We start from the raw sequence: 17184 nt of genomic DNA, 5'->3' as shown, positions 1-17184 counted from the left end.
TCAGCCCGTCTCGTTGTCGTGGGTGGGCTTGCGCAGCTGTGAGGCCAGCACGGCGGCCTGGGTGCGGCGTTCGAGGCCGAGCTTCGCGAGCAGGTGCGAGACGTAGTTCTTCACGGTCTTCTCCGCGAGGAACATCTTCTCCGCGATCTGCCGGTTCGTCAGGCCGTCGCCGATGTAGTCGAACACGGTCCGCTCCTGCTCGGTGAGCGCGCGGACGGGGTCGCCCTGCTCGCGTTCGCGGCGGATGCGGTTCAGCAGAGCGGCGGTCGACCTGGCGTCCAGCAGCGACTGTCCTGCGGCGACGGTCTTCACCGCCGTGGTGAGGTCGGTGCCGAGGATGCGCTTGAGGACGAACCCGGACGCACCGGCCATGATGGCGTCGAACAGCGCCTCGTCGTCGGTGAACGACGTCAGCATCAGGCACTTGAGGTCCGGCAGCCGGGACATCAGCTCCCGGCACAGCTCGATGCCGTTGCCGTCGGGCAGCCGCACGTCGAGCACGGCCACGTCGGGATTGGTCGCCGGGACCATCGTGAGCGCCTCGGTCACCGAGGACGCCTCACCCACGACCTCCAGGTCGGGCGAGGCGCTGAGCAGCTCCCTGATGCCGACCCGGACGATCTCGTGGTCATCCACCAGGAAGACTCGCGACACCACCGCAACCACCTTCTCTCGATCGTTCTGCGATCACGATCTCTCAGCCGACCGGCGGTACACAGGGACCAAAGACCCTGTCACCGGGAATCCAGAGTCCTCCGCACGCGCTCGAACTCCTCGGTGTCGATGTCACCTCTGGCGAGCCGCTCCCTCAGTATGCGGGTCTCCGGGCCGGTGTGCGGGGACCGGCGCACCAGTACGACCACCAACGCGATCAAACCGCACCAGAACAGCAGCATGGTCAGCGCCATCATCGAGAATCCGCCCCAGCCCATCGGGGTGCCGTAGTACCAGTTCATCGTCATCGCCTCCGTCGTCGTGCCCAGGTTCTTCCCGTCCACCCGGCCACGCGGAGAGTCCAAGTGCCCGATCCGGGAGGGCACGTCCGCTCTGTCCGCGTGTCGTGCCGCGACGGAATCGTCGAGGCATGCGATGGAACCCAGCGGAGTCCGCGGAAATCGTCGAGGCAGCCGGCAAAGCACCCGTGTACAGCGCCGACCGTCCGTGGGTGCTGGAGCTGCACGGCCGGTCGGTCTACCTCTTCGGGGCAGGACAACGGTCCGCGCACGACCCACTCGGCTTCGATCGGCTGCTCTCGTGCGGTGCCGCGCTGGAACACGTCGTGCTGGCCATCAGGCACACCGGGTGGCATCCGCACGTCGTGTTCCCGACCGACCAGGCCAGCCCTGACGTGCTCGCCGTCGTTCGTGCTGACCGCCGCGAGCAACCGGATCCGGAAGACCTCGACCTGCACCGGGCCATCCGCCTCGCCGACGCGTCCGGTGGGGGCGACGCTCACGCGTTCGGGCGGGCGAACCACTGGGCGGGGACCGAGCTGCGCGCCCTGAACGAGCACGAACTCGTCGTGATCACCACCGGCGACCGCCGGCCTGACCACGTCCGGGGCGGTGCGGCGTTGCAGGCCGCGGTGCTGGCCGGTCGTAGCGCCGGAGTGGCGGTGCGCCCCGTGGTGCACCTGGTGCACCGGCAGCAGTGGCGGGCGGGCCTGATCGAACGGCACGAGCTCGCCGGCTTCCCGCAGGCGATGGCGATCGTCGGTGCCAAGGGCCCGGTCAGCACGGGACCAACGACAGCGTCCGCCGGCCGATCCGATTCCTAGCGTTGACGCCGGAAGGGAGTCCGCCATGCGTGCTCGCGACATCATGACCAGCCCGGTGATCACCGTGACCCCGGCCGTACCGCTCAAGGGCGCGGCCGCACTGATGGTCTCGCACGGGTTCACCGCACTGCCCGTCGTCGACGACGACAAACGCCTCGTCGGCATCATCACCGAGGCCGACCTGGTCCGCGGCAAGTACCTCGAAGAAACCGGCACCGTCGTCGCCGACGTGATGACCACGCCCGCCGTCGCGATGGACGCCGCCGCACCCGCCGAGGTGCTCGCGCGCGTGATGGTCGACGACCAGCGGCGGTGCGTCCCGATCGTCGACGGCTCGACCGTGATCGGCATCGTCACCCGCCGCGACCTGGTACGGGTGATCGCCAGGGCCGACACGACGGTGGCCGCGGAAGTTCAGCGGGTGCTCGACATGTACGGCGGCGGTCGCAAGTGGACGGTCAGTGTCGTCGACGGCGAGGCCGTGATCGGCGCCGCGACCACCGACGAGGACACCGAACGAGTCCTCATCGCACTCGCTGACGCGGTGCCGGGAGTGCGCCGCGCCCGTGTTCTGACTGGAGGACGACGATGAAGGCCCCATCCGCTCCGATCGTGGTCGGCGTCGACGGTTCCGCCTCGGCTTTGCTCGCCGTTGCCTGGGCCGCGCAGGAGTCTGCCCGGCACAGGGTGCCGTTGCGGCTCGTGCACGCCTACGTGCTGCCGACTCGCGGCTATCCCCAGGTGATCCTCACCGGCAACGAGATCCGCCAGGCGATCGAGCAACTGGGCCGCGACAAGCTGGACGAGGCCACCGCGGCCGCGCGGGCAGCGGCGCCCGAGGTCGAGGTGACCACCGAGATCGCCTGCTGCGGCTCCACCACGCTGCTGATCGAGGAGTCGAGGACCGCGCGGCTCGTCGTGGTCGGCTCGCAGGGCCTGGGCACCGTGACCGGCATGATCGTCGGTTCCACCGCCCTGGCGCTGGCGGCACACGGCAAGAGCCCGGTCGTCGTGGTGCGCGGCGCTTCTGTGCCTGATGGGCCTGTCGTCGTCGGTGTCGACGGCTCTCCGACGAGCGAGGCCGCGCTGGCGTTCGCTTTCGAGACGGCGTCGATGCGCGACGCCCGGCTCACGGTCGTGATGTGCTGGACGGACTACATGGTGGAGAGCGCGTACAGCGCGTCGCGGTTCACCGTGGACTGGGGACAGGTGGAGGCCGACGAACGCAGGCTGCTGGCGCAGCGCCTCGCCGGATGGCAGGAGAAGTACCCGGACGTGCAGGTGCACCCGGTGGTCGTGCGCGATCGGCCCGTGCGCGCGTTGATGCGCTACGGGGCTGAGGCTCAGCTTGTGGTGGTGGGTAGCCACGGGCACGGCGGGTTCGCCGGGATGCTGCTCGGCTCCACGAGTCAGGCACTCGTCTACAACGCGCCGTGCCCGTTGGCGATCGTGCGACCCGACTAGGTCGCGTTACCGGCCGGCTTCCCCTCCGTCTTCGCGACGTAGGGGAAGCCGAAGAACTGCAGCTCGATACTGCTGAGGCGCACGCGCGTGGCGGGCACGAAGACGGCGGTCCGCCGTAGGTCGAGCGCGGACTGGACACCGAGGATGAGCGCGGGTGTTCCCGGGGTGTGGAGCTTGAGCACGACAACGCCCACGACTCGGACAGGCCTGCGGGCTCGCGGACGTCCCGCTGATCGCACTGGCCTGCGCACTCAGTGCAGCGCTGTCGCCCATCGTGTCGCGCTCGGTGCGGTCGCCACGATCGAGATCGCTGTCATCGCCACGTTCCTGCCTGGGCGCATCCGCCTGGCACCGACCCGAGCTCGCGGTACCGGTAGGTGTTGCGACCGCGGCGCGCTGTACCCGGCCCGCGTGTGGCGCGGCGCCGGCGAACAACACCGTGGCGAAGCTCGTGCTGGCCACGGTGACCTGCGCATCGAGGTCCGCGCTCAGGCTTGTCGTGTGGCTTGCGCCCGCCGTCGCGGCCGGGCAGGGCATGGCCTGGTAGGCCGGGGACGAAGGTCCCGGACGGCGCGGGACCGCGGGCACTCACCGGCAGCGGCGCGGACCGCGAGGCTGGGGTACATGAGCGAGAACGAGTCCCGGCCCGTGGTGGTCGGATTTGATGGATCACCCGCCTCCCTGGCGGCGTTGAAGTGGGCCGTCGAGGATGCTCGGCGGCGTGGGTGCTCGGTCGACGTGATCTCGGCCTGGCACGTCGACTACGGGGTGATGATCGGCCCGGTGCCCGCCGAGATCCTGCTGGCCCTGTCACCACAGGCGATGAAGGAAACGGCGCAGAAGGCACTCGATGCCGCGGTGCAGGGGATCGAGGGCGTGGAGATCCGTCCGATCCTGGTCGAGGGGGACCCCAGGGCCGCGCTCACCAAGGCGTCGGAGGACGCGGAACTGCTCGTGGTCGGCAGTCGCGGGCACAGCACGGTGGTCGAGGTCGTCCTCGGGTCGGTCAGCTCGTACTGCGTGCACCACGCCTCGTGCCCGGTCGTCGTGATCCGTGAGCCGAAGGTCAAGAAGGAGCACGCGCTCCTCGCTGCGGCCGCACCGCTGACGCCGGGACCGCTGCTGTGAACGCGGCGGCGTTGCTGACGGACGGCTCGGTCGTCACGGTGCGCGAACTGGGCCCGGACGATGTCTCGGCTCTGCTCGCACTGCACCGCGCGTTGCCGATCGAGGACCAGTACCTCAGGTTCTTCAGCACGTCGCCGAGGCAACTGGAGGACTTCGTCGAGCGGATGGTCTCGCCGGACGCGCCGCGCCACGTGGTGCTCGGAGCGTTCCGCGGCGACCGGCTGCTGGGTGCGGCTAGCTACGTGGTGGTGCGGCAGACGGATTTCGCGGAGGTCGCGCTGGTCGTGTCGCACGCCGAGCAGGCCCACGGCGTCGGCACCCTGCTGCTGGAACACCTGGCGTCGCTGGCACGCAGCCGCGGGGTGCGGCGGTTCACCGCCGACGTGCTCACGATCAACGGCCGGATGCTGCGCGTGTTCACCAGCATGGGTCTCGTCACCTCGATCGTGCCCGACGGCGAGGTCATCTACGTCGAGCTCGTCCTCGAGCCCGGCGACCACTACCTCGACGCGATGAGCGAACGGGAGTCGCGCGCCGACGTCGCGAGCCTCACGCACGTGCTGCGCCCCACCTCGATCGCCGTGGTCGGCGCGGGCCGATCGCCGGACTCGGTGGGCCACGCGGTGCTGCACAACCTCGTCGAGGGCAACTTCACCGGCGATCTGTACGCGGTCAACCCGCACGCGAAGTCCGTTGTGGGCGTCGAGTGCTACGCGTCGATCAACGAGCTGCCGGAAGCACCCGATCTGGCAGTGCTGTGCGTGCCGGCGAAGGCCGTTCCCGCCGTCGCCGAGGAATGCGGTCGCAAGGGTGTGCGGGCGTTGGTCGTCATCTCGTCCGGTGTCGACGCGGGAGAACTGCTGAAGGCGGTTCGTGCGCACGGCATGCGCCTCGTCGGGCCGAACTGCCTGGGGGTGTCGACCAGTGCGCCCGGTGTCCGGATGAACGCGACCTTCGCGGCGCACAGCACGCTCGCGGGCCACATCGGGCTGATCACCCAGTCCGGTGGCATCGCGATCGGCGTGCAGGAAGAACTGCGACGCCTCGGTCTCGGCCTGTCGAACCTGGTCTCCACCGGCGACAAGCTCGACATCAGCAGCAACGACCTGCTGATGTGGTGGGAGCACGACCAGGACACGCGGATCATCGCGCTGTACCTCGAATCCTTCGGCAACCCGCGCAAGTTCGCCCGCATCGCCCGCCGCGTCGCCGCGGCCAAACCTGTGCTCGCCATCCGCGCCGCCACCAGCGAGGCAGGCCAGCGCGCCGCCGCCTCGCACACCGCCTCGACCGCGACGCCGTCGGTCACCCGGGACGCATTGTTCCGGCAGGCGGGCGTGATCGCGGTCGACAGCGTGCCGGAACTGACCGATGCCGTGATGGCGCTGAGCTGCCAACCACTTCCCACCGGACGAGCGGTCGCGGTGCTCAGCAACGCCGGTGGTCTCGGCGTGCTGGCCGCGGACGCCTGCGTCCGCCAAGGCCTGCACATGGCCGCACTCGGCGACGAGACCCGCAAGGCGCTGGCGCGCCTCGTTCCGGAGACGGCCAGCCTGCAGAACCCGGTCGACACCACCGCGGTCGTCGACGAGAAGGCCTTCGCCCGCTGCCTCGACGTCATCGGCGCGGATCCGGCGGTCGACGCCGTGATCACCGTGACGGTGCCGACCGCGCTCGGCGACCCCACCGGCGGTGTGCACGACGTCAACGGCAAACCGGTGCTGGCAGTGCGCACCGGCCAAACCGAACGGCTTGCAGGAGAAGTGCCCTGCTACCCGGAGCCTGCGCGCGCCGCCGCGGCGCTGGCGCGACTGGTCGAGCGTGCGGACTGGCTGGCCCGCCCGAGGGAGTTCGCCCGCCTCAACCGGATCGACCTCGACGCCGCGAAGGCGATCGTTTCCGGCCACGAGGGCTGGCTGCCCCCGGACGAAGTGATGGCGCTGCTCACCGCGTTCGGGTTGCCGGTGCTGGGCGGAACGCTCGCGACGACCCCGGAGCACGCGGTGGCGGCCCAGCAGGCCTACGACGCACCGGTGGCACTCAAAGCGGTAGCTGATGACCTGCTGCACAAGAGCAAGGGAGGCGGCGTGGAACTCGGAGTCGCCGACGGGGGTGGTGTGGCGGAAGCCTTCCGCACGTTCCAGGAACGCTTCGGCGACCGGTTGCGGGGCGTGTTCGTGCAGCCGATGGCGTCCGGCGGCCGGGAGCTGCTGGTCGGTGTCGTGACGGACGAGAAGTTCGGGCCGCTCGTGGTCACCGGACTCGGCGGTGTCGACACCGATCTGCTCGACGACCGCGCCGCGGCTCTCGCACCACTGTCCACTGCGGACGCCGATGAACTGCTGCACGGCTTCCGCTCCGCGGGTCACGTGCTCGCCGGTGTCAACGAGGAAGCAGTCCGGGAAGTGTTGCTCCGAGTCGCCGAGCTGGCCGGCGCACTGCCCGAGGTCGTGGAGCTCGACATCAACCCCCTGGTGCTGACGGACACGGGATGCGTGGTCGTCGACGCACGAGTACGCGTCGCGCCGGCTGAGCACGCCGACCCGTTCCTGCGCCGCCTGCGGACCACCTGACCAGAACCACAATCCGAGGGAGAACGAGCCATGAGCACGAAACCGATCGTGGTGGGCATCGACGGAACGCCCGCGTCCGACCGAGCACTGGAGTGGGCACTGGACGAGGCGGTCGTACGCGGATGCCCGTTGCACGTCGTCCACGCCTGGACCTTCGAAGCGCTCACCGACTGGACCGAGACCACCGAACAGCGCGTGCGGGCGGCGTCGGAGGCGCTGCTCGAGAAGGTGGTGCGGACGGCGTCGGAGCAGCGCCAGGACCTGCCCGAGATCGTCCGCAAGAGCCTGCGCGGCGATGCCGCCGAGACGCTCGAGAAGGCCTCGGAGGGCGCCGCGATGCTGGTCGTCGCCTCGCACACCGGGCACCGGATCCGCCAGATGGTCCTGGGCTCGACGAGCATGCACGTCGTACGGCACGCGCACGCGCCGATCGTCGTCATCCCCGTGAACGACCGCGAGCTCGCGGAGACTGCGCGATGAGGGCCGCCGACGCGATGGTCCGGCCGCTCGTCACGGTCGGGCCGCGTGACTTCGCCCGCCACGCCGAGGGGCTGATGGACGACTTCGGCCTCACGATGCTGCCCGTCGTCGACCGGAACGTGTTCCTCGGTGTGGTGACCAAGGCCGGTTGCCGCCGCGGGGAGGACGACTCGCCCAAAGTCGAGCGGGTCATGACGCAGCCGGAGCTGACGGTCGGGCCGGAGTTCGACGTGGCGACGCTCTTCGAGGCGATGGTCCGCTACGAGGTGATCTGCGTGCCGGTACTCGACAACCGCGACGTCATCGGCATGCTCACCCGCCTCGACGTGCTGCGTGCCATCAGCCACGACGATCCGCACCTGCGAGTGGGCCATGCCGCTGAGCACGGCTGACCGCGAGGACGTCGCCCACCACGGACTGCCGGTGGCCGAGGTCGTCCTGATCGCGGAGTCCGACGAGAACGCCGGGCTCACCACCGCCCAGTGGCGGGACCGGCTGGCCGCGCTCGGGCCGAACGAGCTGCCCGCTACGCGCGGGCCGAGTTGGGTGGTGCGGCTGCTCGGACAGCTGCACCACCCGCTCATCTACGTGCTGCTGGTGGCCGCGGGCATCACCGCCGCGCTGGGCGAGGTCGTGGACGCCTCCGTGGTGTTCGGCGTCGTCGTGGTCAACGCCGTCATCGGGTTCATCCAGGAGGCGCGTGCCGAGCGGGCCCTGGACGCCTTGACGGCGATGGTGCGCACGGAAGTGACCGTCGTGCGCGACGGCCTCACCGCACGGGTTCCGTCCGGGGAGCTCGTGCCGGGTGACCTGGTCGTGCTGGAGGCGGGCGACCAGGTCGGCGCGGACCTCCGGCTCGTCACCACGAAGGAGCTGCGAGTCGACGAGTCGGCGTTGACCGGTGAGTCCCTGCCGGTGGCGAAGAACCCGGTGCAGTTGCCCTCGGACACCGCGCTGGCCGACCGGACCAACATGGCCTACTCCAGCACGCTGGTCACCGCCGGGGGAGGGCGTGGTGTCGTGGTCGGGACGGCCGCGGACACCGAGATCGGCCGCGTGCACCGGCTGGTCAGCACGACCACCACCGTGCAGACCCCGCTGACCCGCAAGCTCGCGCGGTTCAGCCAGATCCTGACCGTGGTGATCCTCGGGCTCGCGGCGTTCAGCGTCGTGGTCGGCGTGCTGCGCGGCGAACCACTCGCCGAGATGGTCACCGCCGCCGTCGCACTCGCTGTCGGCGCGATCCCGGAAGGGCTGCCCGCCGCGGTCACCGTGACGCTGGCCATCGGGGTGGCGCGCATGGCGAAGCGCAACGCGATCATCCGCAGGCTGCCCGCCGTCGAGACGTTGGGCAGCACCACGGTCATCTGCACGGACAAGACGGGAACGCTGACCGCGAACGCCATGACGGTCAACGTGGTCGTCGTGGGAAGTGCGCGCCACGAGCTGTCCGGCATCGGGTACGAGCCCACCGGGGCCATCACGCCTGAAGTCACTCCTGCGCTGCGCGAGTGCCTCCTGGCCGGCCTGGCGTGCAACGACGCGCGGATCGTCGAGGACGACGGACGCTGGCTTCCCGTCGGAGATCCGACCGAGGCCGCGCTCGTCGTGGCGGCACGCAAGGCCGGCTTGGACCAGGGCGATGTCCCGGAACGGGTGGACGTGCTGCCGTTCAACTCGGAACGGATGTTCATGGCGACCCGGCACGCCAACGACGTCGTCTACGTCAAGGGCGCGGTCGAGCGGGTCCTCGCTCTCGCCGGACTCGGTCGCCATCCCGAGGCAGAGGAGCTGTCCGCTGCCGGTCTGAGGGTGCTGGCGATCGGACGCGCGGCGGGTGTGGAGCTGTCCGAGGAAGGCTTGCGGGGCAACGTGGTCCTGCTGGGGCTGGTCGCGATGCACGACCCGGCGCGGCCGGAGGCGATCGAAGCGGTGCGCGCCTGCCAGGCGGCGGGCATCGAGGTCAAGATGATCACCGGCGACCACCCGGCAACCGCTCGTGCCATCGCGGAGGAGTTCGGCATCACCGACGTGCACGCCCGCGTCGCACCCGAGGAGAAACTGAGGCTGGTCAAGCAGATCCAGGCCTGTGGTGAGGTCGTCGCGATGACCGGGGACGGCGTGAACGACGCACCCGCGCTGCGACGCGCGGACATCGGTGTGGCGATGGGCAAGGGCGGCACCGAGGTCGCGAAGCAGGCCGCCGACATGGTGCTGACCGACGACAACTTCGCCTCGATCCGCGCTGCCGTCGAGGAAGGCCGCGCGGTCTTCGACAACCTGCGCAAGTTCATCATCTGGACGCTGCCCACCAACATGGCCGAGGGCCTGGTGATCCTCACGGCGATCCTGCTCGGCGCGGCACTGCCGATCCTCCCGGTGCAGATCCTGTGGATCAACATGACCACCGCGGTCGCGTTGGGACTGACGCTGGCGTTCGAACCGCGCGAGGCGGACGTGATGAGCCGGCCGCCGTTGCCGCCGTCGCTCCCGCTGCTGACCCGGCAACTCGTCGGCCGCATCGTGTTCGTCTCCGCGATCCTGCTGGCCTGCTCTTTCGGTGCGTTCCGCTGGCAGCTCGCGTCGGGTGCGACCCTGGAGGTCGCGCGGACGGTGGCGGTGAACGTCTTCGTCGGCGCCCAGATCGCCTACCTGGTCAACTGCCGCTCGCTGGAGAAGTGGCGGCCGAGCACCGGACCGAACCGGTGGCTGTGGGTGGGAATCGGGCTGACCGTGGCGCTGCAGTTGCTGCTGACCTACGTACCGTTCATGAACGACCTGTTCCACACCGCGCCGCTCGGGTGGCAGCCCTGGCTGGTGGTCTTCATGCTGAGCGCGGCGGCGTACGTCGTCGTGGAGCTGGAGAAGTGGCGGCAGCGTCACGGGAAAGGCAGTTGATGACCAAGCTGGGTCGCGAGGTGTACGAGCAGGAGCTGCTGCGGTTGCAGACCGAGCTGGTGAAGCTGCAGGAGTGGGTGAAGGCCTCCGGCGCCCGGCTCGTGGTGGCGTTCGAGGGCAGGGACGCGGCGGGCAAGGGCTCGGCGATCAAACGGATCACCGAGCACCTCAACCCGCGCGTCGCCCGGATCGTGGCGTTGCCCGCCCCCAGCGAACGCGAACGCACCCAGTGGTACTTCCAGCGATACGTGCCGCATCTGCCGGCGGCGGGCGAGATCGTGCTGCTGGACCGGAGTTGGTACAACCGCGCCGGGGTCGAACGCGTGATGGGCTACTGCACACCGGAGGAGCACAGGCTGTTCCTCCGGCAGTGCCCGCAGTTCGAACGGATGCTCGTCGAAGACGGTGTCCTGCTGCGCAAGTACTGGTTCTCGGTCAGCGACGCCGAACAGGAACGACGCTTCCGCAAGCGCCTCGACGACCCTTTGAAGCGCTGGAAGCTGTCGCCGATGGACCTCGAGTCGCTGACGCGCTGGGAGGACTACTCCCGCGCCAAGGACGAGATGATGGTGCACACCGACACCGCCGAATCACCCTGGTACGCGGTCGAAGGCGACGACAAACGACGGGCACGGATCAACATGATCGCCCACCTGCTCAGCACCGTCGACTACCACGAGGTCACCGCGCCGAAGATCAAGCTGCCCGCGCGGCCACCGTCCAGCGGCTACCAGCGCACGGCCCGCGCCCTGCAACGAGAAGTGCCGGATCACGCCGCCAGGGTCGTCCGAACATCGGAGAAGTAACCCCGCGCCGCGGCGAGGCTCGCCCGGCAGGCGCGGATGATCTGCAGCGTGGCAGGGGTGCGGGGCGTCCGGTGGCATGCCTCGCACCGCACCAGGACGTCACCGGTCAGCTCGTCGACGCCGACGGAAGCCGTTGAGGAACAGTCGCGGCACCAGCGGTGTCCGGTGACCTTGATGACGTGGTCGGCGGAGTGCACGCAATGGTGCAGCCACCGGCGGTGCAGCCGGCACGAGATCCGCTCCAGCGGGTCGAGCCCGAACTCCTCCGCCGCGTCCTCTTCGGCGAGCACCACAGCGAGCCCGCGGTCCCTGACGTCCGCGTAGGGCTGGTGGTCGACGACGAGAAGTGGCGTGGTCATGGCGGGCTCCTGGGGTCCGGCGTTGGCTCCAGGCTGCTCCGTGACACCTTCCGCGAACACCGCACCGAGACTCCGCATCGGCGAGACCAGGGGCTCACCGGTGACGAGACCAAGGTCCCTGGGGACCACCGCCTCCACCCGGAAGTCTGACGGTGGAGGTGGACCATGACCACGGACACGCTGTCCCGACTAGTCCGCAGGGCTTTCCCCGGACGTAACCCGCTCGCCACGGTCGGCGACCGGATCGAGGGTGCGGTGCTCGCGCTGGGGGTCGTGGTGGCGGTGCTCGCCGTCCCCGTGGCCGCGGCGATCGGCTCGGAGATCTACGCGACGCACGAGTCCCGCGTCGAGGCCGAGCAGAAGAGCCGGACTCAGGTGAGCGCGGTGCTCGCGGAGGACGCGCCGTCGATGGACGGTGCCGCCGGCAGCGAAGCGCTGGTCGAGACGACCGACGCCATCGCGACCTGGCGCACACCTGACGGTCTTGAGCGGAAGGGCCTCGTTCGGGCGCCCTACGGCGCCGAGGCCGGCACGGCTCTGCGAATCTGGGTCGATCTGAGCGGTGAGCCGACCGAGCCTCCCATGACGAACCAGGGAGCCGCGTCCAACGCGATCCTCGGCGCACTGCTGCTGTGGGGTCTGATCGCGGGTGCGATGGCCCTGTTGTACGGACTGGTGAGGTTCGCGTGCATGAGGGTTCGTCTGCGCTGGTGGCAGCTCGAATGGGAGCTGACCGCACCGGACTGGACCGGACGCTGAGCCACCGACTCACGGTTCCGGCCGGGCGGCTGAGGCCGCCCGGCCTTTGAACACAGGTGCGAGTTGGGGGGACACGGCCGTCTGCTCCTGGACCGGCGTCCGTCCACGCCTGGACCTTGCTTGAAGCCGAGGAGCCTGCCGCGCACTGAGCGTCCACCTTCCGCACCGCAGCTCGCCGAGTTCGCTGAACACACCGCGTCGCCTGTTGTCGGCCCTTGTTCCGCTGGCCGGGCTGGCTCGTCGCCTTGCCTGACTCCGTGCACGGAAAGGAGGCAGGACGCCGTGGCGTCCTGCCTCCTTTCCGGATCCTCAACGCAGCCAGGGGTTCGCCTTGACGATCGGCAGGCCGGTCCACCAGCGCGCCAGGCCCCAGGTGACCCCGGACGCGGTGGCCGCGAGGACGAACAGCACCAGGGCGTAGATGACGTGGTAGTCGATGAGCGGGTTGGTGGACATCGTCGCCTCACCGGACGAGGTGTGCTGCGCCGGCGGCCATTCCGCGGCCCACATGAGCGCCATCATCACCGCGCCGCTGACGGCCGCGATCCGCAGACCGATGCCCAGCACCAGCGCCACGCCGACCGCGAGCAGACCGGCCATGAAGAGCACGTCGGCCCACCAGGCGCCGGCGATGTCGTGGAACACCGACTCGAACGGCCCGACGGCCACCCGGCTGAGGAATCCCTTCGTGGGCGAGCCTCCGGAGAACCACGCGTTCTTTGACTGAGTGGCGTAGCCGAGGCCGAAGGCCTTGTCGACGAACGCCCAGAGGAACAGCAACCCGGTCACGATGCGCAGCACCGCGAGGGGCACAGCACCCGTTTCGACTCGGGTCTGAGCAGGAGCGTGAACAGCGGACATCTTTACCTCCCAGGGAGTTCTTCTGTCTCGAGTCTTGTCGGCAACGTCGTCCGCGAACGCAGCCCTTGGTCCCGATCCGGTAGTGACGTCATGACCTGTCGGGCCGTACCGGCGCCACAGACTCGAACGTCGGCTGGAGGACGAAGGTCCCGAGGCGGCCAGGCCCCCGGCCACTGACCACCACGCGCCCGGCCCGCGACGCTGAAGTACATGAGGGACAACGAACTTCGACCGATCGTGGTGGGTGTCGACGGGTCCGCGGCCGGTGCGGCAGCACTTCGGTGGGCGGTCGGGGAGGCGCGCCGGCACGACTGCACGATCGACGCCATCTCCGTGTGGCACATGGACTACGGCCTGATGATGGCGCCTGAGGCGACCGCTGCCGGACTGGACACGGCGAGCATCGAGGCAGCGAGCCGGTCCGCGCTCGACGTCGCCACGGCGGACGTCGGTGACGTGGACCTGCGCCGGATACTCATCGAGGGCGACGCGAAGAAGCTGCTCGTCGAGATGTCGCGCGATGCCCGGATGCTCGTGGTGGGCAACCGCGGCCACAGCGCGGTGGCCGAGCTGCTCCTGGGCTCGGTGAGCGCCTACTGCGTGCGCCACGCGAGCTGTCCCGTCGTCGTGGTGAAGGCGCTCTGATGAACGTGGTCCTGCATCGGCTCACCGTCCAGCACGTCCGCGACGACGAGTTCATGATCCGCCTGCGCGCCCACGAGCTGCACACCGACCAACCGGACAGCGACAGGGGGCCCTCTCCCGTCGAGCTTTTCGTGGTGTCGCTCGCGACCTGTGTCGCCCACTACTCGGGGACGTTCCTGCGTCGTCATCACCTGCCGAGCGACGGGCTGACCGTGCACTCGGAGTACACGATGGCGACGGACCGGCCGGCCCGCGTGGCGACAATCCGCGTCACCGTACACGTGGGCACTTCGCTGACACCGCAGCAGGAACAGCGCTGCAGGCGGTCGCGAACCACTGCACGGTGCACAACACGCTCCGGCAGCCGCCGGAGATCGAGATCCGTGTCGGCGAGGAGCCGCCATGACCACCGAGAACGCACCGATCGTCGTCGGTGTCGACGGGTCGCCCGCCTCCGAGCAGGCCTTGCGCTGGGCGATGGGCGAAGCGTCCCTCCGGAACTGCCCGCTGCACGTCGTGCACGCGTGGACCTTCGAACCGCTCGTCGACTGGTACGAGACGAACGCGCAGAACCAGCTGACTCTGTCGGAAACGCTCGTGGACACCTCCGTGCGGGCCGCGTTGGTCGGCAGGCTGCAGCCGCCGGAAATCGAGCGGCGCAGCCTGCGCGGTGACGCGGCCGAGGTGCTGGAGGAGGCGTCGAAGGGCGCGGCACTGCTGGTGGTCGCCTCCCACACGGTGAGTCGGCTGCGCCAGATCACGATGGGTTCGACCAGCATGCACTGCGTGCGGCACTCGTCGGTGCCGGTGGTCGTGATCCCGGTGAACGAGCACTCGGCAAGCAACGAGACCTAGGGAGGCAACGATGACTACTGCCGCCACCGGTTATCCGGTGCACGTGCGCGCGAGACTCGACCCCGGACTGAGCCGGTGGTTGTGGCTGGTGAAGTGGTTCCTCGCGATACCGCACTACCTGGTGCTGGCGTTCCTGTGGCTCGGGTTCGTGGTGTTCAGCGTGGTGGCTTTCTTCGCGATCCTGTTCACCGGCCGCTATCCGCGCGTGCTGTTCGACTTCAACCTGGGCGTGCTGCGCTGGTCGTGGCGCGTCGCCTACTACACCTACGGCGCGCTGGCGACCGACCGCTACCCGCCGTTCAGCCTGGGAACCGAGCCGGACTACCCGGCGACGCTCGACATCGCCTACCCCGAACACCTCTCTCGCGGACTGGTGCTGGTGAAGTGGTGGCTGCTCGCGATCCCGCACTACCTGATCGTGGGGTTCTTCGTCGGCGGCGGCAGCTATGTCGCCTACCAGACGGGGCAGACCGTCTACAACTCCGGCGGCGGGTTGGTCGGGTTGATGGCGTTGTTCGCAGGCGTGGCGTTGTTGTTCACCGGGCGGTATCCGAATGGGCTGTTCGACTTCGTGCTCGGCATGGACCGCTGGGCGTTGCGCGTGGCCGCCTACGCCGGACTGATGACGGACACCTATCCGCCGTTCCGGTTCGACTCGGGCGGCGACGAGCCGGGCACCACGACGATCGACCAGGCACCGCCGCCACCGGCTCCCGGACATCAGGGATGGACGCCTGGGCGTGTCGCCGCGGTCGTGATCGGCGCTCTGTTGATGATGACCGGCGGCGCTGTCGGTGGCACGGGTGGGTTCGGGCTCTGGGCCGACTCGACGCAACGTGATGCGGCCGGATTCCTGAGCACCGGCTCGGAGTCGTTTCGCAGTGCGGGATACGCGCTCGAGCTCGGCACGCTGGAACTGCGCTGGACCGACGAGGACTGGGTGCTCGCCGACAACTGGCTCGGCGAGGTCCGGCTGAAGGCGGACGACGACGTGTTCATCGGCATCGGGAGAACGAACGACGTCACGCGCTATCTGTCCGGTGTGGAGCACGACGAGGTGAGCACGGCCGAATCGCGGGTGACGTACTGGCATCGCGACGGCGGCTCACCGGCCGATCCCGGTGCGCAGACGTTCTGGGCCGCGTCGGGTACCGGCGAGGTGACCTGGCGAGCCGAGCAGGGGAGCTGGACCGCGGTGGTGCTCAACGCCGACCGGTCACGGGTGGTCGACACCAGTCTCGCAGCACAGGCCGAGGTGCCCGTGCTGCGACCGCTGTCGTTCGGTCTGATCATCGGTGGTGGCGTCATGTTGTTGCTGGGTCTGGTCGTGATGCTCGTGGCCGCACTGACGGCTCGTCAGTCGCGGCGCAACGGCACGACCACCTCGGTGAGGTAGTCGTCGGCGCCGCTCGCCGCGTCCGGACCGGTGAGGCGTAGCCGGGTTCGGTGAAGTCCATGAAGTCGCGTGCCTCGACGTGCACCCACTTGACGACGGGCTGCCACACCTTGCCGATCGCACCGAACACGATCTCGTGCCCCGGGTTCTCGCCGAGGACGACCCAGTCCGTGCCCGCGTCGAGGTCGTGGATCCTCAACCGCGTGCGTTGCCGGGGAGCCCGGTCCTCACGCCAGTGCTCCGGCAGCTCGCGCAGGCGAACCGCGGCGGTGACGAGGAAGCCGTGCAGGTCGGTGAGGTCGAGGTCGTGCACCGCTCTGTACGTCGAGGCAGGATCGGCCTCCACCACGAGGTGGTCGGTGCGGCTGAACTCACACCGTGGCGCGAACTGGTCGGCGAGGAGCGGGAAGGGAAGGGACTCCACGGTGTTCCTCCTGAACGGATCGATGCGCCACGAGCACGGGGCAGGGGGCGTGGTGAAGCGCGGCCCTGGTCACGGCGCCGCACGAGCGGGTCTCGCCGGGCCCGACGACGATCAGGTCGGTGTCGGTGCAACGGCTGATCGCCTCGTGCGGCTGCTTGCGCACGAGGACGGCGGTGTGGGGGAACCCGGCGAGGAGCTCGGCGGAGCGCTGCAGGACCCAGCCGTGGTCCTCGTCCAGGTCTTCACGCACCACGGACAGCGGCGCGGCGTGCAGCACCCGCAAGGCGGCACCTCGGTTCTGTGCGAAGACCACCGCGCGAGCGAGGACACCCGCGTCGTCCGGGCCTCCGCTGACCAGGGCGGTGACGCGTCCGTGCATCCCGTGCCGCGCGTCCGGCGTGCCGCGCACCACCACCGCGTCACAACCTGAGGCGCACACGACAGACAGAACGTGGCTGCCGAGACCGAGCGGAGAGCCGGTCCTGGCCTGGTAACCGACCACCACGAGCTGGGCGTGGAAGTCGTCTTCCAGCCGGTGCGTCTCGACCTCGGCATCGACGAGCTTCGCGTGGGCCGCGGCCCACTGCACGGCCTCCTCGGTCCACGGGGAGCCGTCTGCGATCACCACGACAGATTCCATACGTCCACGGTCGTCCTGTGCGGCAGCGGTACCCAGAGCGAAGGGTGACCACCTGGGCGGGACGAAAGTCCCGGTCCTGCCAGGCCTGGTGCCGCTGTGTCCGCGGGTGGCCGGCGATG

General features: G+C 69.6%; 20 protein-coding genes and 1 pseudogene. 14 read left to right on the top strand and 7 right to left on the bottom strand.

Annotated elements, in window-relative coordinates:
* Both DFR72_RS00485 and DFR72_RS00480 read right to left on the bottom strand, forming a co-directional pair.
* The gene (locus DFR72_RS00485; protein WP_090072934.1) at positions 1-657 is read right to left on the bottom strand and encodes a response regulator; all 657 of its coding nucleotides are present in this window, start codon (positions 655-657) and stop codon (positions 1-3) included.
* A gap of 77 nt (positions 658-734) precedes the next feature.
* Positions 735-1019: an SHOCT domain-containing protein gene (locus DFR72_RS00480; protein ID WP_245982382.1), complete on the bottom strand. Its 285-nt coding sequence runs from the start codon at positions 1017-1019 to the stop codon at positions 735-737.
* 65 nt (positions 1020-1084) lie between these two features.
* Here DFR72_RS00480 and DFR72_RS00475 point away from each other — a divergent pair, with 65 nt between their 5' ends.
* Genes DFR72_RS00475 through DFR72_RS00465 form a run of 3 tightly spaced genes read left to right on the top strand, consistent with a single transcriptional unit; the run spans position 1085 to position 3241 of the window.
* Positions 1085-1777: a hypothetical protein gene (locus tag DFR72_RS00475; protein WP_143086997.1), complete on the top strand. Its 693-nt coding sequence runs from the start codon at positions 1085-1087 to the stop codon at positions 1775-1777.
* A gap of 25 nt (positions 1778-1802) precedes the next feature.
* On the top strand, positions 1803-2369 hold the full coding sequence (locus tag DFR72_RS00470) for a CBS domain-containing protein (protein ID WP_090072937.1): 567 nt from the start codon (positions 1803-1805) through the stop codon (positions 2367-2369).
* Positions 2366-3241 carry a universal stress protein gene (locus DFR72_RS00465; RefSeq protein ID WP_090072939.1) on the top strand — a complete coding sequence of 292 codons (876 nt, stop codon included), beginning with the start codon at positions 2366-2368 and terminating at the stop codon, positions 3239-3241. Before DFR72_RS00470 ends, DFR72_RS00465 begins: the two co-directional genes overlap by 4 nt.
* On the opposite strand, the gene DFR72_RS00460 is transcribed toward DFR72_RS00465, so the two are convergent.
* Positions 3238-3435, bottom strand: a complete 198-nt coding sequence (locus tag DFR72_RS00460) for a hypothetical protein (protein WP_090072941.1) — start codon at positions 3433-3435, stop codon at positions 3238-3240. The genes DFR72_RS00465 and DFR72_RS00460 overlap by 4 nt on opposite strands.
* A 430-nt stretch (positions 3436-3865) precedes the next feature.
* Between DFR72_RS00460 and DFR72_RS00455 the strand changes: the two genes are divergently transcribed.
* The 6 genes from DFR72_RS00455 to ppk2 are packed head-to-tail and all read left to right on the top strand — an operon-like array spanning position 3866 to position 11126.
* Complete coding sequence (locus DFR72_RS00455) at positions 3866-4369, top strand: universal stress protein (RefSeq protein ID WP_090072943.1); 504 nt, start codon at positions 3866-3868, stop codon at positions 4367-4369.
* On the top strand, positions 4366-6942 hold the full coding sequence (locus DFR72_RS00450; RefSeq protein WP_090072945.1) for a bifunctional acetate--CoA ligase family protein/GNAT family N-acetyltransferase: 2577 nt from the start codon (positions 4366-4368) through the stop codon (positions 6940-6942). The genes DFR72_RS00455 and DFR72_RS00450 overlap by 4 nt, the downstream gene beginning before the upstream one ends.
* A 30-nt stretch (positions 6943-6972) precedes the next feature.
* Positions 6973-7422, top strand: coding sequence for a universal stress protein (locus tag DFR72_RS00445; protein WP_090072947.1), 450 nt, complete (start codon positions 6973-6975; stop codon positions 7420-7422).
* Positions 7419-7814, top strand: coding sequence for a CBS domain-containing protein (locus tag DFR72_RS00440; protein WP_090073124.1), 396 nt, complete (start codon positions 7419-7421; stop codon positions 7812-7814). Before DFR72_RS00445 ends, DFR72_RS00440 begins: the two co-directional genes overlap by 4 nt.
* Positions 7756-10320, top strand: a complete 2565-nt coding sequence (locus DFR72_RS00435; protein WP_342768624.1) for an HAD-IC family P-type ATPase — start codon at positions 7756-7758, stop codon at positions 10318-10320. The genes DFR72_RS00440 and DFR72_RS00435 overlap by 59 nt, the downstream gene beginning before the upstream one ends.
* Entirely contained in the window at positions 10320-11126 is an 807-nt protein-coding gene (gene ppk2 / locus DFR72_RS00430) for a polyphosphate kinase 2 (protein ID WP_090072952.1), read from the top strand. The genes DFR72_RS00435 and ppk2 overlap by 1 nt, the downstream gene beginning before the upstream one ends.
* On the opposite strand, the gene DFR72_RS00425 is transcribed toward ppk2, so the two are convergent.
* Positions 11090-11485: a hypothetical protein gene (locus DFR72_RS00425; RefSeq protein WP_090073126.1), complete on the bottom strand. Its 396-nt coding sequence runs from the start codon at positions 11483-11485 to the stop codon at positions 11090-11092. The two genes, ppk2 and DFR72_RS00425, sit on opposite strands and share 37 nt — an antisense overlap.
* A 165-nt stretch (positions 11486-11650) precedes the next feature.
* Between DFR72_RS00425 and DFR72_RS00420 the strand changes: the two genes are divergently transcribed.
* Positions 11651-12244 carry an Rv1733c family protein gene (locus tag DFR72_RS00420; RefSeq protein ID WP_090072954.1) on the top strand — a complete coding sequence of 198 codons (594 nt, stop codon included), beginning with the start codon at positions 11651-11653 and terminating at the stop codon, positions 12242-12244.
* Positions 12245-12553: 309 nt separating this feature from the next.
* Here DFR72_RS00420 and DFR72_RS00415 read toward each other — a convergent pair whose 3' ends face one another.
* Complete coding sequence (locus DFR72_RS00415) at positions 12554-13105, bottom strand: DoxX family membrane protein (protein ID WP_090072956.1); 552 nt, start codon at positions 13103-13105, stop codon at positions 12554-12556.
* A gap of 210 nt (positions 13106-13315) precedes the next feature.
* On the opposite strand from DFR72_RS00415, the gene DFR72_RS00410 reads away from it, so the two are divergent.
* From DFR72_RS00410 to DFR72_RS00395, 4 genes and pseudogenes are all read left to right on the top strand, one after another.
* A complete protein-coding gene (locus DFR72_RS00410; RefSeq protein WP_090072958.1) occupies positions 13316-13750 on the top strand; it encodes a universal stress protein in 435 nt (144 codons plus the stop codon).
* A pseudogene (locus tag DFR72_RS47815) lies at positions 13750-14052 on the top strand (OsmC family protein); the annotation flags it as partial. The gene DFR72_RS00410 and the pseudogene DFR72_RS47815, both read left to right, overlap by 1 nt.
* A 100-nt stretch (positions 14053-14152) precedes the next feature.
* The gene (locus DFR72_RS00400; RefSeq protein WP_090072960.1) at positions 14153-14605 is read left to right on the top strand and encodes a universal stress protein; all 453 of its coding nucleotides are present in this window, start codon (positions 14153-14155) and stop codon (positions 14603-14605) included.
* 10 nt (positions 14606-14615) lie between these two features.
* Positions 14616-16001: a DUF4389 domain-containing protein gene (locus DFR72_RS00395; protein ID WP_090072962.1), complete on the top strand. Its 1386-nt coding sequence runs from the start codon at positions 14616-14618 to the stop codon at positions 15999-16001.
* Here the strand turns inward: DFR72_RS00395 and DFR72_RS00390 are convergent.
* Complete coding sequence (locus DFR72_RS00390; protein ID WP_114773565.1) at positions 15910-16425, bottom strand: hypothetical protein; 516 nt, start codon at positions 16423-16425, stop codon at positions 15910-15912. The genes DFR72_RS00395 and DFR72_RS00390 overlap by 92 nt on opposite strands.
* Positions 16373-17065 carry a universal stress protein gene (locus DFR72_RS00385; RefSeq protein WP_090072963.1) on the bottom strand — a complete coding sequence of 231 codons (693 nt, stop codon included), beginning with the start codon at positions 17063-17065 and terminating at the stop codon, positions 16373-16375. The genes DFR72_RS00390 and DFR72_RS00385 overlap by 53 nt, the downstream gene beginning before the upstream one ends.
* Between the last annotated feature and the right edge of the window lie 119 nt (positions 17066-17184).

This window comes from Lentzea flaviverrucosa (assembly GCF_003350445.1).
Lineage (GTDB): Bacteria > Actinomycetota > Actinomycetes > Mycobacteriales > Pseudonocardiaceae > Lentzea > Lentzea californiensis.
This window is presented reverse-complemented; position numbering and strand designations above follow the sequence as displayed.

Bases quoted from the DNA above. Each gene is read 5' to 3' on its own strand.
- DFR72_RS00445 (WP_090072947.1), top strand. From the start codon at position 6,973: ATGAGCACGAAACCGATCGTGGTGGGCATCGACGGAACGCCCGCGTCC.
- DFR72_RS00385 (WP_090072963.1), bottom strand. From the start codon at position 17,065: ATGGAATCTGTCGTGGTGATCGCAGACGGCTCCCCGTGGACCGAGGAG.
- DFR72_RS00400 (WP_090072960.1), top strand. From the start codon at position 14,153: ATGACCACCGAGAACGCACCGATCGTCGTCGGTGTCGACGGGTCGCCC.
- DFR72_RS00440 (WP_090073124.1), top strand. From the start codon at position 7,419: ATGAGGGCCGCCGACGCGATGGTCCGGCCGCTCGTCACGGTCGGGCCG.
- DFR72_RS00455 (WP_090072943.1), top strand. From the start codon at position 3,866: ATGAGCGAGAACGAGTCCCGGCCCGTGGTGGTCGGATTTGATGGATCA.
- DFR72_RS00420 (WP_090072954.1), top strand. From the start codon at position 11,651: ATGACCACGGACACGCTGTCCCGACTAGTCCGCAGGGCTTTCCCCGGA.
- DFR72_RS00395 (WP_090072962.1), top strand. From the start codon at position 14,616: ATGACTACTGCCGCCACCGGTTATCCGGTGCACGTGCGCGCGAGACTC.
- DFR72_RS00415 (WP_090072956.1), bottom strand. From the start codon at position 13,105: ATGTCCGCTGTTCACGCTCCTGCTCAGACCCGAGTCGAAACGGGTGCT.
- DFR72_RS00465 (WP_090072939.1), top strand. From the start codon at position 2,366: ATGAAGGCCCCATCCGCTCCGATCGTGGTCGGCGTCGACGGTTCCGCC.
- DFR72_RS00410 (WP_090072958.1), top strand. From the start codon at position 13,316: ATGAGGGACAACGAACTTCGACCGATCGTGGTGGGTGTCGACGGGTCC.
- DFR72_RS00475 (WP_143086997.1), top strand. From the start codon at position 1,085: ATGCGATGGAACCCAGCGGAGTCCGCGGAAATCGTCGAGGCAGCCGGC.
- DFR72_RS00470 (WP_090072937.1), top strand. From the start codon at position 1,803: ATGCGTGCTCGCGACATCATGACCAGCCCGGTGATCACCGTGACCCCG.
- DFR72_RS00425 (WP_090073126.1), bottom strand. From the start codon at position 11,485: ATGACCACGCCACTTCTCGTCGTCGACCACCAGCCCTACGCGGACGTC.
- ppk2 (WP_090072952.1), top strand. From the start codon at position 10,320: ATGACCAAGCTGGGTCGCGAGGTGTACGAGCAGGAGCTGCTGCGGTTG.